This is a genomic window from Cytobacillus citreus (genome assembly GCF_018343665.1).
In the GTDB taxonomy this organism is placed as follows: Bacteria; Bacillota; Bacilli; order Bacillales; family Cytobacillaceae; genus Cytobacillus; species Cytobacillus citreus.
This window is the reverse complement of record NZ_JAGYPM010000002.1, coordinates 846,049-860,920: the sequence shown is the minus strand read 5'-3', so window position 1 is coordinate 860,920 and position 14,872 is coordinate 846,049. Positions and strand designations below refer to the sequence as shown.

Here is a 14,872-nt window from a genome sequence, read left to right as displayed (position 1 = left end):
TTTGCGTTTATTCAGTCCCACAAGGGGGAACATTCCATCGTGAAGATGTGCAAAGTATTGGGTGTTTCAACATCTGGCTATTACGCATGGGAGAAACGCCAAAACCGGAATGAAACCGAAAAAGAAAAATGGAATAGCCAACTTGATGAGCGTATTAAGTTTCATTTTTATGATAACCTAACGACTTTTGGCAGCCCAAGAATTCATGAAAGACTTATCAATCAAGATCATATGAAAGTTTCTCAAAAGACTGTTGCCAACCGAATGAGGGCATTAGGTCTATTCGCAACCAAACCAAAGAAGTATATCAATACGACTGATTCTAACCATGACAAGCAGGTTTATCCAAATGAACTAGATCGGGAATTTAAACCTGATGCTCCTAATCGAGCTTGGGCTACCGATATCACCTACATCCACACGGGTGAAGGTTTCGTCTATCTCAATCCTGTCATAGACCTGTTTTCTCGTCGTGTTATTAGTTATGCCATAGATGACTGTATGGACAAAAAGTTACCACTTCGTGCTCTAAAAGAAGCGATCACATTGCGTAACCCAGGGGAAGGTTGGATTCACCATTCCGATCGGGGATCCCAGTATTGTTCGAATAGTTATATAGATGAACTAAAAGCTGCCAAAGCTACAATAAGTATGAGCCGTAAAGCAACGCCTTATGATAATGCCTGTGTTGAATCGTTTTTTGCATCGTTAAAGAAAGAGTATCTGTATAAATTTGTGTTCCATACGAAGGCTGAAGCCATCGCAGCTGTTAAATACTATATACAATTTTATAACCGGAAGCGGACACACTCCACACTTGGTTACGCCACTCCAGTAGAGCATGAATTGGCGTATGAAAAGGCACAACGACAAAACGCCGGTAATAGCCAACTGTCCTCTGCCTGAAGGAACAATTGTTTTTCAAATTGTTCCTTTAGGCGGAGGCCTCCAAGCGAAGTGAGAACGAAGCGCGGAAGAAAAAAATACGCCACTACTTGGTTAATAAATATCTTTTTTCTTGACAGAAGTCCAATATCGGTCACTTTTTCAAATATATCGGTCACTTCCACTTGGAAAGCTGCTGCAGAAAGCCATCGCACGACCGAAAGGCTAGACATTTCTCTATTAGCGGATATTTAATTAAAAACACACTTTAACTTAAACTTTCCAATTAGCTAAATAAAGCCTATAAAGGAAAAATTCCATTATAAGCTCTTTCAATAATTAATTCTTTTTAACGTGAATGAAAACACTGTTTTCTCCCAAGGTTTACTAGACAGAAGAATAGTTCCACCCAATTTCTCAACAAGCCGCTTTGTAATCGTTAGACCTAACCCGCTTCCTTGATACGATTTATTCCTTGAGTCTTCAAGTGTGTACAGTCTTTCAAACACTTGATTTTTGTGTAGCTCCTTAATTCCCTTTCCTTTATCCCAAACGTCCACATGAACATATTCATTATCATTTCTCAATGTTATGCCAATCATTTTCCCGTCTCCACCATGTTGGATGGCATTTGAAATAAGATTGTTTAATATACGATCAAGCGCTTCTGCATTGCCTAAAGCATGAATTGGACTGTCGGGAATATCGATTTGAACTGAAAAGCCTTTTACAGTTAAAACATCGTAATATTCTAAGATATTCTTTCTGCAAATCTCATTCATATGTACACTCGTAATCGAAATATCATTATCCCCAGACTCCAATTTTGCTAAATCGAAAAATTTATGGATAAGTTCCTTAACCACCATTGTTTTATTGTAAACTTTAGACTGAAAGACCGTTAGTTCCTCATGACTCATATTGCTGTCAAGCTGGATCATTTCCATATAACCTAATATTACGGTAAGCGGGGTTTTCAAATCATGCGAAATATTTGAGATCATTCTTTTCATCGACGTTTCTGTATTCATATATTGTGCTAATGCTTTTTGATGAACGTCTAACAAATGATTCACTTCGACTAAAATGGAAATTAGTTCTTTATCATCTGTAAAAAGCAATAATTTCTGATTTGTCGGATTGGAAATAATTTCATTTAACCTTCTTTGGATATACTTTAAATTCTTACTTCTCGATCTATTAAATTGATATTGAAAACTAATAATCCCTATTAATAGTAAAATGATAATGCATAAAAAAGTGACCATGTTAATGACCAACCCACTTATAGCCAATCCCCCATAATGTCTTTATATATTTCGGATCGGACGGATCGTCTTCTATTTTTTCTCGTAATCTTCGAATATGGACGTTAATAACATTTTCATCCCCAAAATAATCATCATTCCAAACGAGATTGTAAAGCTGTTCTTTTGTAAACACACGGTTTTGATTTGTAATAAATAGTTTTAATAGCTCGAACTCTTTAGACGTAAGTTTCATCTCTTGATGTGCTTTGAAAACAGAGTAGCTATCTAAATCAATCTTTAATTGATCAAACGTAAGGACATTCTTTTGATCTGTTTGTTCATAGTGATCAGCATACTTCGTTGCACGTCGAATTGCCGCTTTTATTCTTGCCGAAAGCTCAAGCAGCGAAAATGGTTTCGCAATATAATCGTCAGCACCAAAGCCCAAACCTATAGCTTTATCAACATCACTATCTTTCGCAGACATAATTAAGATCGGTATCGAACTTTTTTCTCGAATGATCTTGATTGCTTCTATCCCATCTAACTTTGGCATCATGATGTCAATTAAGATAAGATCAAATTCTTCTCTTATAAACATGGATATCCCATCTTCTCCATTAAGCGCTACTGAAACAACAAAGCCTTCCTTCGTTAAATAGTTTTTAACCATTTCACTAATCGAAGGATCATCATCAACAAGTAATAGCCGAGGCTGCATAACCTATTCTCCCTTTTTGCATTCATTTTATCTATTAATCTTCTACTTCATTTCTGTAAATTCATTCCGAAGCTAGAACAATGCATCGCATAGTTTATCCATGCAGTTTGAACATTGATTTATTATCTAGTATTCTAAATAACTTTTACTCAAATATTTTTCTTATAACTTTAAATACTCCTAATTTTCATAGTACAGCTATTTAACCTATTTTCCTATTTTTAGTTTTTTTATTTTGCGTAATTTATAATTTGGAAGCATTAACATAAGAACTTTTTTTGTTTATGGCTTTACAGCCCCGTGCTTTTTTATACAGAAATGAATTGTAAATAATTGTTACATTTTCCTTAATAAAACTTTAACAAATTACTTCCATAATGAATAGAAAGGGAGTGAGTGAATATGAATGATGTCGGAATAGTGTTTGCACTAACAGCTGGAGTGTTATCTTTTTTCTCTCCATGTGTATTTCCTCTATTGCCAGCATACATTACACACTTAACTGGGGGTAAGATAGAAGATTCTAAACTAGAAGTGAATCAAACGAAACTTTATTTACGTTCCATCGGATTCATCATCGGTTTTAGTATTATTTTTGTTGCATTGGGAGCTTCAGCAAGCCTTATTGGAAAATTATTGTTGGATTATCAGGACATAATTATGCAAATTGCTGGGTTGCTGATTATTATTTTGGGGTTACAGATGGCAGGTTTGCTAAATTTCAAATTTCTAATGAAGGAAAAAAGAATTCATTCAGAACGTAAAATTAAAAATATTTTCAGTTCTGTTGTATTGGGAATGGCTTTTGCAAGTGGGTGGACTCCCTGTGTTGGACTTGCCCTTTCTTCTATACTATTATTAGCAGGCTCCTCTGAGACTTTAACCCAAGGAATTGTCCTGTTAAGTGCTTATTCTCTAGGAATGGCCATCCCATTTTTTATCATATCCATCGTTATTAGCTATTCATTAAAAACAATGAGAAAGATTAATAAATACTTATCCAAACTCGCATTTATTAATGGGATGGTCATGGTTATGCTTGGATTTCTTGTATTAAGCGGGCAAATGCAGAAAATTAGTGCTTGGCTATCAGCTTATAGTTTTTTTCAACTATAAAGAAAACTCGCCGATTGGCGAGCCTTGGAAAGGCGAAGACAGAGGCGTAGTTGCACTTACACTTAATTCCTAAAATTGGCAACTACGTCGAATCATCTTCTCCGCGGGCAATTTATACTTAACGTGTAAAAAAGGATTGATAATATCCCTTAAACGATAAAATAGGTTACTACAGAAAGTACAATTGATGTAATTCCCATTGCGATTAACGGCTTTAATGCCTTCGTGCGCAGATCACGCAGACTGACGTTTAATCCAAGTCCGACCATAGCAGCTGTTAAACACCAGGTTGTCACATTTGCTATCCCATTCATAAAGCCCTCTGAAACGGGAATGACAGGACCTAGTACATAGCTGCCAATCACACTCATGATAATAAACCCAATTAAGAACCACGGAAATTCAATTTTCGTTTTTTGATCATCAGTGTTTTTATTTTTCATCAAATACATAAAAACAAAGCAGAGAGGAACGAGCAGGAATACTCGGCCTAATTTTGCTAATAAGCCAATAGCGAGAGCATCTTGTCCTCCAGGCTCTGCCGCCAAGGCTACGTGGGCAATTTCATGCAAGCTAATTCCTGACCAAATGCCATACTGTATGTCTGTCATCGGTAAAATAGGTCGTAAAATGGTATAAATAATGGCAAATATTGTTCCAACAAGGGCAATGATCCCAACCCCAATGGCCGTATCCTCATCCTTCGATTTAATGATAGGAGCAATGGCTGCAATCGCTGCGGCACCGCATACACCAGTACCTACTCCAACAAGCAGGGAAATATTTTTATCTGCTTTTAGCAAACGGGCTAACCAGACTGTCAGTAATATCGCAAAGACGATAACACCAGCATCCATAATCAGCAATCCAAGACCATCGGTTAACACCGTGCCAATATTAAGCTTTATTCCGTATAGAATAATGGCAAATCGTAAAAGCTTTTTCGAGGAAAATGCAATTCCTGCTCGCAGCAGTTCTGGATATCCTAAAATATTGCGGTACAAAACCGCGATTACAATGGCCGATGCTAGCTGCCCAACATGGTCAAAGCCTGGCAATTTCGCTAATAAAAAGCCTAGTAAGGCAATGAAAAAGGTAAAAGCAATTCCACCAATCCATTTCCCAAAGGAATCTGATTTTTTCTCAGGCTGAACGGGCTCCTTGCCTGAAGATATTGCATTTGCATGAGATGTCATTTAATCACCACCAATTATTATCATAAGCTATGTTCATCATTATTGAACAAAGCTTTATCGTATATTCAGCATACTGCTTTTTATACGATAAGCAAAATAATAATTTTGAATAACTATTATAAGTAATTGGTTATAATAGAAATAAGAAGAAGGAGGGAGGGATGAAAATGGATCAGCAATTAGCTGTCTTTGTAAAAGTCGCTGAAAAACAGAATTTCTCTCGTGCTGCCGAGGAGCTGCATATGACTCAGCCAGCAGTCAGCCAATATATACAAGCTTTAGAACGTACAATGGGAACGACTTTATTAGAACGAAGCAATAAATATGTGCGCTTAAATAAAGCAGGAGAAATCGTTTATCATCATGCAAAAGAAATTTTGGGACTTTATTCGAGAATGAATGATTTAATTGATGATCTTACAAACAAAGCAAGCGGCCCACTTTCAATCGGAGCAAGCTATACTTTCGGGGAATATGTACTTCCTCATCTGATTGCAAAAATGCAAAAAAAATACCCTTTAGTTAGTCCCAAGATTACAATTGGGAACACGAAGGAAATAGCGGAATTGATTCTAGCGAAACAATTAGATGTTGGCATTGTGGAAGGCCATTATGATAATAAAAGATTGCTTATTGAGCCTTTTGCAAACGATTCTATGAGTGTTGTTGCTTCTCCTCAAAATAGGTTAGCACAAATGGATGGTGAGGTGCCGATTTCAGAACTAGAAAAGGAAACGTGGATCGTCCGTGAAAACGGTTCTGGAACGAGAGAAGCCGTTGATAAAATGTTTAGTCAATATCGTATATCCCCTAAGAAATGCTTGGAATTTGGCAGTACGCAACTCATTAAGGAAGCAGTTGAGGCAGGTTTAGGGATAAGCTTACTATCCGATTGGGCCATTCATAAAGAATTGTCACTTGGAACACTACACATCATCAAAGCAAAGGATCTAATCATTAAACGCAAATTTTCAACAGTATTAAGCTCCCCATTTCAGACAAAAGCATTGAAGGTTTTCCTAGAAATCATTCAAGAAAATCAAAATTGATAAAATGACACTTCATTTTTGTGGGGCATGCTCCTGCTTATCTTTACTAAAAAAATCTCTTATTTCCGAGGAGTTAACCCTAGTCTCTTTGAAGTTAGCCTTCTAGTTAAGGACAGCTTTATAGAAAAAAGCCGGTAAACAATTGAAGTTGTTTACCGGCTTTACTTATTGATACTCCATTCTACTTTGAAAATGATCCTCCGAATTGCTATAGCAAACGGCCGCTTGATAACAATTAAAAAGCTTAAACAATTTAAATTTCATATTAATTATTTCTGTTCCCTCTACGGCAATTACCTTCTTAAAAGTGTGATCTAAAGAAAAGGAGACATCTGTCGGGCTTTTAGCCAAAAATCCTGATCCTTGACATTTAAGAAGTGCTTCTTTTAAAGTCCAGATTGTGAATAGATAATTCGTCTTTTCATCGTTCGGCAGAGAATAGAAATGAGCCTTTTCTTTTTCAGATAAGAATAAGTGCTCGACACCTTCATTTAAAGGCTCAATTCGTTGGATATCAACGCCTATATTCCCATAATTTACTGTTCCTATTAATACACAGCCATCCGTATGTGAAAGGCTAATATCTCCTGACCATCCTTCCAATCTCGGCCTGCCTAAATAATCCTTTTTCAGATAAAGATTCGAGGTATTTAAAAAATGGTCTCGCACACACTTTTTTACTTCATAATACGCGAGAAGCGCCGCAAACTGATCCGGAAAATATTTATACTTATAAACTTCATCACGTTCAAATGGAGACATTTCCTTTAACATCAATGAAAATCGTCCATAAGATAAATTTTTTATGAATAAACAGCTTGTGTGCAGCTTAAATTGGCTTACTATATTATTCGACATTTAACTAAGCAAGAACTAGGCTAGGAAGCGGGAAGTAGCCAACCTCTTGTCCATGTTTTATGATGCTCTTGATATACTCATCGCGATGTGTAAAGGAAGAATCATAAGAACGAACAAAAAGTCTTGTTTGTTCACAGTCCCATTCCCATAAGGATTCTTTAAGTCCTTCACCTTCTATGATTGAAATGGCTAATTGTTTTGATTCCTGTGGCAAATCTGCTTTAAATATCCAATCTGAAAAGTCTTCTTTATTGACTTGTTCTATAAAGTATCCCAGTTTTTTCAATGATTGCATAAACTCATTAAATTTCATCGGATTCGGGTCGACGATATGGAAAGTCTTTCCGTATGATTGAGCATTAAAAGAAATATCGATAATAGCACGACTTGCAATATCTACAGGAGTCAAATCAACGATTGCTTCTGACTTTTTGATTTTCCCAAGAAGAATCAAGCCTTTAATCATCCGATAAAACGCATTACTATCAATATTTTTTTGAAATACCCCTGATGTTGACTGTCCAGTTAAATTGCCAATTCGGAATACACTTGCTTGAATGCCATCTTCCATTGCTTGATGAATCAGTTTTTCCGCTTCAAATTTACTATTTGTATAAACATTATTCAGACTACTAGAAAACTCAGATGGCAGCATTTCACAATAATCGTCCCACAGCCCTTCTTCCGCAAGCCCTTCAGGAATACCAATCGTTGATATATATGTAAACTGAATATGTTTATTATGATATGCAAGGTCTAATAACCTTTGAGTTCCTTTCACGTTGACATTATGGAAATGCTCTTCATCACCAAAGTGGCGCACATCCGCTGCACTATGAATGATCCTATCTAATGAATTTGCTAGTTTAGTATGCATTTCTTGAGAAAGTCCTAGCTGTTCTGTTCCTAAATCACCTACGATGATTTGGATTCTTGTTGTATCAAGCTGTTCATTAGCAAAATAAAATAAGCTATCTAAAAGGCGCGTTCTCGCTTCTATTTCACTTTTCCCTCTTACTAGACAGACTATATTTGCATTTGTTTCTTTCAGTAAATCAAGTAAGATATGTATTCCTAAAAAGCCTGTCGAACCAGTTAGCAAGATTTGTTCAGTACCCTTTTCAAGCTTGCTAGAGGAATACTCATTCTTTGGTCCAATATAAATCGGATGCTCTTTTAAGCTTTGGGCTATCTGTATCGCTTGTTTCTTTTCTGATTTTTTTGTTGCATTTATATATTGAGCGAGGTTTTCGACCGTCCTATTTTTATAGAAATCTTGGATACTTAGCATTGGGAAGTGGGGTTTTAATTTAGCTAGAGCATTTAATATTTTTAATGAACTTGCACCAATCGTAAAAATATCTTCTCTTACATCAAATTTCTCTAATAAGAACTCTTTCCCCAATTCTCTTACTAAAATTTCTTCCGTTTCATTACGTGGGCCTACGATATCTTGCATAAAGAATGGCTGGATGTCAATATTCTCTAATTTCTTACGATCGATTTTACCCGTAGGAGCAATAGGCATTTCCTCTAATTTAATTAAATAGGCTGGAATCATATAATCAGGCAAAACTTTTTTCATTTCGTTTTCTAATAATTGCTTTGGAACATCCACATTTTCCTTCAGCTTATAAAAGCCATACAGCTCCTTAATTCCATTGTTTGCTCTTGCAACTACTGCTACTTCATGCACATAGTCTAATCCTTGCAGGAAATTTTCAATTTCACCAATCTCTACTCGGTGACCTCTAATTTTTACTTGATCATCTTTTCTTCCAACAAATTCAATTGTTCCTTCTGGCAGTAATTTAACAATGTCTCCTGTTTTATATAGAAAACAAGTTTCATTTTGCTTGATAAAGACCGCTTCAGTCTTTTCAGGCTGATTATGGTACCCGATCGAAATCCCAGGACCTTCAATAATCAATTCACCTGGTTCATTCGGCTGGCACAGCTGTCCTTTTTCATTTACTACATAAAGTTTTACATTTTGAATAGGAATCCCAATCGGAACATTCGCCACGTTTTTTGGCAGTTGGAAGTCTAAATCGTAATAACTCGCCATCACAGTCGCTTCAGTAGGTCCATAAAAATTACTTAACATCGGAGTCAGTCCAAATTTTTCTTGCCAAATTCGAACCATTTCTCCTGTTAATGCTTCTCCAGCTACCGCGAAAACTTCTAAAGATGAGAGCTTTTCCTTTTCGTTTTCAGTAATCATTGGGACCATACTATTAAAAAAGGCAGTAGGCAATACCATGTTTGTTACTTTATGTTCATGAACCTCTTCTAAAAGTATTTTATGATCCATTCTTGCCTCTTCAGAAAAGAGATGTAGTTGAACACCGTTTAGTAAGGCTTGAAATATATCACTAATGGAAGCATCAAAACTAAAGGAGGCAAATTCAGCTATTACGGTATGTGCATGGAAATGATAATGATCTGCTATCCATTCAACTAAGTTGGGTACGCCAACATGCTTTAGCAGTGTTCCTTTTGGCATTCCAGTAGAACCAGATGTATAGATAACATAAGCAATATCTTCCGGTAATAATTCCTTGCACAGAATATTTTCTTGAACACGATCGATACGATTAACATCGATTATTGCTGGATTATTTTTCAAGATTGGTAGCTTCGTACGAGCTTCCGAATTAGTTATAATAACTGAGCAATTCGTATCACTGATCATATATTCAATACGCTCTGGCGGGTAATTTGGATCAATCGGAACATAAACAGCACCAATCTTTAAAATTCCTAATAACCCAATCACTGCTTCTATACTTCTGTTAATAAAAACGCCTACAAAATCGCCCTTCTTTACACCAGTGTTTACTAACTCTAAAGCCATTCCATTGGCATATTGGTTCAGTTCTTCATAAGCTAATCTACGATTCTGACTCGACAACGCGACTCTAGATGGGTATTTTGACACTTGATCACAAAATTTTCCAATAATAGTATGACCAGAGAATACTTTATCACTGTTTTTCATTTGCAAATAAAGGTCTTTATTCTCAGGACTATATGAAAGATCTAAACCATTCTGACTAAATCCCATAGCTGCACTCCTTAGAATTTTCTACATTTTTCATCAAATATTGACATTTTTACTAATTATCATTAAGGTTAACATAGTTATTATTACTCAATTTATTAATCGGGAGATATAATCAAATGTTTAATAAAAAATCATTTATTTTTAAAAATCTGTTTTTTTCAATTACCATGATTATTTGTATCGGGATATTAATTACGGCTTCATGTTTTTTTGTCTTAACCGGTACAATGAAGGCCACCATTCTTGATGAAGCCAAAACCCTGGCTACCACATGGGGTGAAAAATTAGATGTTGATGTCGTATTGGACGCGAAGGATGCAGAGGATTTTACCTCTGATTCTCAAAAGGAACTAACAGAGTTTTTAGACTCAATTTCAATGAATAATCCGAAGGTCGCTCAAGCCTATCTCTTTACGACAGAGTTAGTTGACGGAAGTAAAACGCCTATTCTTGCATCACCTACTCATATAATAGAATTTACAACTGCAGATGGATTAGGTGTAGGAGACCCTCTTCCTCAGCCAGATCGAATTGTTCAAGGGGTTAAGGATCTATTAACTACTCAAAAATTAGTATCAACTGATATTTATTCGGATGATATAGGAACTTGGGTTACTGAACTATATCCCTTGAAAAACTCAGAAGGAGAAATTTTTGCTTATTTCGGGCTCGATTTTGACGCTAGTGCGATCAAGGCCGCTCAGAAAAGGCTAATTTTGGTCAGTATTTCGATTCTCCTTCCAGGATTAATTATTGCGGTTATATTACAAATCATCTTTACAAAAAGAGGGTTCCAACCTCTGCATGAATTAATGAATGGACTAAAACAAGTAAGTAGCGGTAACTTTACGATTCAATTAAAAAAGACGGGTTCTGATGAATTAGGAATTCTAAATCAATCCTTTAATCAAATGGTTAAAGATGTAAGCAAAATGATTCTAAAAGTAAAAGAATCTGCTGAAAGGATTAAAGTATCATCAGATCTTTTAAACAAAACTGCGTTATCAACTGATAAACATTCTTCAGAAATTACACAAGTTACGGAAGAAATGTCTATGGCCATAACCAGCCAAGAAAATTCAATTTCAGATACTGCGGTTGCAATCGATGAAGTAACAAGAGCTATTCAGTATATTGCAACCAGTTCAACACAAGTGAGCACTGTTTCTCAAAATATGGATGAAGTAACCGGAAAAGGAAATTTATCCGTACAACATCTTGAAGAGCAGATAAACGTGATAGGAAAGCGATTTGAATTAACAACGAATTCAATTCAATCGTTAAAAAGTCGCTCAATGGAAATTGGAAAGCTTCTCGATATCATTACAGGAATAGCTGAACAAACGAATCTTCTGGCACTTAATGCTGCTATAGAGGCTGCACGTGCAGGAGAAGCCGGGAAAGGTTTCTCGGTGGTAGCAGAGGAAGTTAGAAAGCTAGCAGAAGAGTCTAATCAATCAGCCAATTCGATTGCAAGCTTAATCAGTGAAATTCAATCTGAAACAGAAGAAGCATTTTCACTTATGGAAAAAGGCAATATTGAAATTCAAAAGGGAACTGAGCTTGTAGAGAATACTGGGGAAATATTCAACCGAATAAAGGATTACTCCAATGATGTTTCTACAACAATTATTCAAGTTTCTGGTTCAGCTCAAGAAATATCTGCAAGTGCTGAAGAAATTGCAGCAACAGCTGAAGAGCTTAAAAATATTGCCCAGAGCAATACCTCATTTTCCAACCATATTTCAGAAAATGCAAGACAGCACCAAGACAGTGTTTCCAGCTTAATTGATTCTTCCGATAGCTTAAATAGATTAGCTAGTGAATTAGAAATGCTAGTTAAGGATTTTACCGTTTCGTAAACTTCAAGGAGAAAAGCCGATAAGCTGCTGTAGTTTCAGCAAATTATCGGCTTTTCTTTTTTGTTCTCATCACTAAACACATGATAGAATAAAATGGTAAATAATACATCTGTATTAAAAAGAGGTGCAAAAATGAACTTTCTTGCATGGATGATCGTCGCCAGTGAAATTGGTTTTTGGGTTGTTATTGCATTGGGCTTAGTCACACGTTATGTGTTTAAACGAAACAAGCTTGGATTATTTTTCTTAGCTTTAACCCCAGTCATAGACTTAATTTTATTAATCACAACTAGTATCGATTTATACAATGGGGCAAAAGCAACTACTATACACGGTATTGCTGCTGTCTATATTGGTGTATCGATAGCCTTTGGTAAAAGCATGATCCAATGGGCAGACGAACGCTTCCAATACTACGTGACGAGACAAGGACCAAAACCTGAAAAAAGATTTGGATTGGCTTACGCGAAGCATTATTTAAAGGGATGGGGAAGACATGTCCTTGCTTATCTCATTGGAGCAGGTCTACTAGCTGGAATGATTTATCTCATAAATGATTCATCACGAACAGAAGCTTTGAGTGGGATATTAAAAATTTGGACACTGGTATTAGGATTTGATTTGATCATTGCCATTTCAAATTTCATTTGGCCAACGAAAGAAAAAAAGAAACCATTCGGTTGATAGATTTAAAGAAATGGTCGTCTCATTGGATTGAGACCATTTTATTTGGAAAAATAACTTGTGCTGGTCTTATTCTCTGCTTTTCTGACCACTTCTCTACTAAAAAACAGCTGAGGTTGGTCTTATTCACTTCATTTTGCAACTTCTATTTCAACAAAAATAGAGTGCTATAGTCTCAAATTAATTCTTTTCATACAATAATCAACGATACTTTTTTTCATATAACTATGTTCCCCTACCAATAGGTCTTGTTATCAAGGAAGTGACTAACCCAATAACAGCAATTGTTAAACAAGAAAAAAGGAAGACTTGGACTCCCAGTATCCCATATGCTGCGGCAGTAATTACTCCATCAATGAGTAAAATGATTACTCCAATATTGATAGACAATGCATTTGAAATAAATTGCGCCAACAAGTCTGTTCCTCCAGTGCTAGTCTGATATCGAAGCATAATCCCACCCCCACACCCAATGAGAGTGCCTCCTAATATGACACTAGGAATAATAGGAAGCATAAATTGTGTTCTAATAGGCGCTAACCAATCAATAAATGCCGCCGCCACAATTAAACCAAGAAAGCTATTATAAAAGTAAATTCGTTCCCGATACCAAGCATAAAAACTAAGAGGAAGACTTATTAAGAACATACAAAGACCTGTCGGAAAGTCTAAATAATAATGCATAATCAGGGCAATCCCAGTAATTCCTCCATCCAACAATTGATGAGGAACTAAAAATCCATTTATACCAATCCCCAACAACAAACTCCCTATGAAAATTACCACTAGTTTCTGAAGAATATAGGATCACCTTTTTATAATGAATTTACATTCTAATATATGTCCATGCTGAAATTTTAGAATTATAAATAATTACTGCTGGCTCTAGTTAAAATGCGGAATTTTTGAAAGGACAAAATCGAATATCCAGGCCATTCATATAATACATCATACTCGAAGAATATTTGTGGAAGGTTGAGGAGGCAATCATATGTATTATTATCAACCGCCTTATACCCCTGTTTATACGCCCTACAGGGATATAAAAAGCGAAACATTAAGTGCCGTAAAGCCATTCGTTGATTATGGTTTAATAGAAGCAGCATTTACTTCGTATTCTCATGCTATGACAGAAGTAGCAGCAATCGCCTATTTACTTGGTAAAGGATATGACCCGAAAACTGCTTATAAAATGGTTGAATCATGGGAAGTAAACGAAAAATTTTAATCAAACAATAAATAAAAACGACAAAAAACCAATAAATGATTATACATTTTATCTGCTCTGCCTATAGTAATAGAAGAAAATGGCCAATGGCCAACTGACTTTGCGTGGAACAGAAATGACCATACAATTTAGATTTGAAGAAACTACTCTCGTTATTTTTGAATCATATTCATAGAAAAGCTCAAAAGGGTTTCGGAATAAAAACATTCCGAAACCCTTTTGTTGACAATATGAATTCCTCTTTTGTGATTCACAAATTGCTTTATTTTACTCGAAGTTTTTGACCAATATAAATAGTGTAATTCGCGTCGAGTCCATTCCAAACTTTAATTTGCTGAATGGTACTGCCATATCTTTGACTTAAAGAATAAACGGTATCGCCCTGTACAACAATATGGTAAACGGCGGTTGCTTTCTTTGGCAGATTAAAGCTTTTCACAATGCCATTTACATGACCACGAGCAATGCTTTCGATAAATGAGCTTGTTTTTAATTTAGCAGCATCATTAGCATTATCGATAAATCCATTTTCCGTTAACAATGCTGGCATATTTGATTCACGAAGCATATGGAAATTGGCAGTCTTTTTACCTCGATCAGAAAAATTAACAAGATTCATTACTTCGGAGTGAATATTATTCTGATAGGTGGTGGTCGGCGTTCCTACACCCGGATAAATATAGTCTTCATAGCCTGTCCCCCCGCCAGAATTAATATGAACTGACAATAAAAAATCAGCTCCCCAAGCATTCGCAGCATTCGTTCGCTCAGTTAAAGAAACGGTTTGATCACTTGTTCGACTCATGTTAATGGATACATTGTCATATTCATTTAAAAGAATGTCTCTAATTCTTGTAGAAATTTGTAAAGTAATGTTTTTTTCCTGAATGCCGTTTCCAACTGCACCCGAATCTGTTCCCCCATGACCTGGATCAATAAATACTTTTACCATTATA

Annotated in this window: 13 protein-coding genes; 6 read left to right on the top strand and 7 right to left on the bottom strand. The window is 35.9% G+C overall.

The genetic code is table 11. The annotated features are described in order from the left end of the window. Positions 1-9: 9 nt before the first annotated feature. On the top strand, positions 10-906 hold the full coding sequence (locus KHA94_RS10185; RefSeq protein ID WP_338030763.1) for an IS3 family transposase: 897 nt from the start codon (positions 10-12) through the stop codon (positions 904-906). Between the two features lie 311 nt (positions 907-1,217). Here KHA94_RS10185 and KHA94_RS10180 read toward each other — a convergent pair whose 3' ends face one another. Both KHA94_RS10180 and KHA94_RS10175 read right to left on the bottom strand, forming a co-directional pair. Further along, entirely contained in the window at positions 1,218-2,153 is a 936-nt protein-coding gene (locus tag KHA94_RS10180) for a sensor histidine kinase (RefSeq protein WP_213101987.1), read from the bottom strand. 1 nt (position 2,154) lies between these two features. Continuing rightward, positions 2,155-2,856 carry a response regulator transcription factor gene (locus KHA94_RS10175; protein WP_213101986.1) on the bottom strand — a complete coding sequence of 234 codons (702 nt, stop codon included), beginning with the start codon at positions 2,854-2,856 and terminating at the stop codon, positions 2,155-2,157. A gap of 402 nt (positions 2,857-3,258) precedes the next feature. Here KHA94_RS10175 and KHA94_RS10170 point away from each other — a divergent pair, with 402 nt between their 5' ends. Further along, positions 3,259-3,972 (top strand): cytochrome c biogenesis CcdA family protein, encoded by a 714-nt coding sequence (locus KHA94_RS10170; RefSeq protein ID WP_213101985.1) that lies wholly within the window; start codon positions 3,259-3,261, stop codon positions 3,970-3,972. 149 nt (positions 3,973-4,121) lie between these two features. On the opposite strand, the gene KHA94_RS10165 is transcribed toward KHA94_RS10170, so the two are convergent. Continuing rightward, positions 4,122-5,168, bottom strand: a complete 1,047-nt coding sequence (locus KHA94_RS10165; protein WP_213101984.1) for a YeiH family protein — start codon at positions 5,166-5,168, stop codon at positions 4,122-4,124. Positions 5,169-5,335: 167 nt separating this feature from the next. Between KHA94_RS10165 and KHA94_RS10160 the strand changes: the two genes are divergently transcribed. Then, entirely contained in the window at positions 5,336-6,217 is an 882-nt protein-coding gene (locus KHA94_RS10160) for a LysR family transcriptional regulator (protein WP_213101983.1), read from the top strand. Between the two features lie 165 nt (positions 6,218-6,382). On the opposite strand, the gene KHA94_RS10155 is transcribed toward KHA94_RS10160, so the two are convergent. Continuing rightward, entirely contained in the window at positions 6,383-6,991 is a 609-nt protein-coding gene (locus KHA94_RS10155) for a 4'-phosphopantetheinyl transferase family protein (RefSeq protein WP_249365463.1), read from the bottom strand. An 88-nt stretch (positions 6,992-7,079) separates the two neighbouring features. After that, the gene (locus tag KHA94_RS10150; protein WP_213101981.1) at positions 7,080-10,142 is read right to left on the bottom strand and encodes a non-ribosomal peptide synthetase; all 3,063 of its coding nucleotides are present in this window, start codon (positions 10,140-10,142) and stop codon (positions 7,080-7,082) included. Positions 10,143-10,258: 116 nt separating this feature from the next. Between KHA94_RS10150 and KHA94_RS10145 the strand changes: the two genes are divergently transcribed. Both KHA94_RS10145 and KHA94_RS10140 read left to right on the top strand, forming a co-directional pair. Beyond that, positions 10,259-12,004 carry a methyl-accepting chemotaxis protein gene (locus tag KHA94_RS10145; protein ID WP_213101980.1) on the top strand — a complete coding sequence of 582 codons (1,746 nt, stop codon included), beginning with the start codon at positions 10,259-10,261 and terminating at the stop codon, positions 12,002-12,004. Positions 12,005-12,136: 132 nt separating this feature from the next. After that, positions 12,137-12,688, top strand: coding sequence for a hypothetical protein (locus KHA94_RS10140; RefSeq protein ID WP_213101979.1), 552 nt, complete (start codon positions 12,137-12,139; stop codon positions 12,686-12,688). A 225-nt stretch (positions 12,689-12,913) separates the two neighbouring features. Here KHA94_RS10140 and KHA94_RS10135 read toward each other — a convergent pair whose 3' ends face one another. Next, positions 12,914-13,447, bottom strand: coding sequence for a YitT family protein (locus tag KHA94_RS10135; RefSeq protein WP_249365422.1), 534 nt, complete (start codon positions 13,445-13,447; stop codon positions 12,914-12,916). Between the two features lie 232 nt (positions 13,448-13,679). Here KHA94_RS10135 and KHA94_RS10130 point away from each other — a divergent pair, with 232 nt between their 5' ends. Then, entirely contained in the window at positions 13,680-13,916 is a 237-nt protein-coding gene (locus KHA94_RS10130) for a hypothetical protein (RefSeq protein WP_213101978.1), read from the top strand. A gap of 262 nt (positions 13,917-14,178) precedes the next feature. Here KHA94_RS10130 and KHA94_RS10125 read toward each other — a convergent pair whose 3' ends face one another. Beyond that, positions 14,179-14,868: an N-acetylmuramoyl-L-alanine amidase gene (locus KHA94_RS10125; RefSeq protein WP_213101977.1), complete on the bottom strand. Its 690-nt coding sequence runs from the start codon at positions 14,866-14,868 to the stop codon at positions 14,179-14,181. Positions 14,869-14,872 lie beyond the last annotated feature (4 nt).

Excerpts from the sequence above, each read along its gene's own strand:
- KHA94_RS10145 (WP_213101980.1), top strand. The coding sequence starts at position 10,259 with ATGTTTAATAAAAAATCATTTATTTTTAAAAATCTGTTTTTTTCAATT.
- KHA94_RS10165 (WP_213101984.1), bottom strand. The coding sequence starts at position 5,168 with ATGACATCTCATGCAAATGCAATATCTTCAGGCAAGGAGCCCGTTCAG.
- KHA94_RS10175 (WP_213101986.1), bottom strand. The coding sequence starts at position 2,856 with ATGCAGCCTCGGCTATTACTTGTTGATGATGATCCTTCGATTAGTGAA.
- KHA94_RS10160 (WP_213101983.1), top strand. The coding sequence starts at position 5,336 with ATGGATCAGCAATTAGCTGTCTTTGTAAAAGTCGCTGAAAAACAGAAT.
- KHA94_RS10140 (WP_213101979.1), top strand. The coding sequence starts at position 12,137 with ATGAACTTTCTTGCATGGATGATCGTCGCCAGTGAAATTGGTTTTTGG.
- KHA94_RS10125 (WP_213101977.1), bottom strand. The coding sequence starts at position 14,868 with ATGGTAAAAGTATTTATTGATCCAGGTCATGGGGGAACAGATTCGGGT.
- KHA94_RS10180 (WP_213101987.1), bottom strand. The coding sequence starts at position 2,153 with ATGGTCACTTTTTTATGCATTATCATTTTACTATTAATAGGGATTATT.
- KHA94_RS10155 (WP_249365463.1), bottom strand. The coding sequence starts at position 6,991 with ATGTTAAAGGAAATGTCTCCATTTGAACGTGATGAAGTTTATAAGTAT.
- KHA94_RS10130 (WP_213101978.1), top strand. The coding sequence starts at position 13,680 with ATGTATTATTATCAACCGCCTTATACCCCTGTTTATACGCCCTACAGG.
- KHA94_RS10170 (WP_213101985.1), top strand. The coding sequence starts at position 3,259 with ATGAATGATGTCGGAATAGTGTTTGCACTAACAGCTGGAGTGTTATCT.
- KHA94_RS10150 (WP_213101981.1), bottom strand. The coding sequence starts at position 10,142 with ATGGGATTTAGTCAGAATGGTTTAGATCTTTCATATAGTCCTGAGAAT.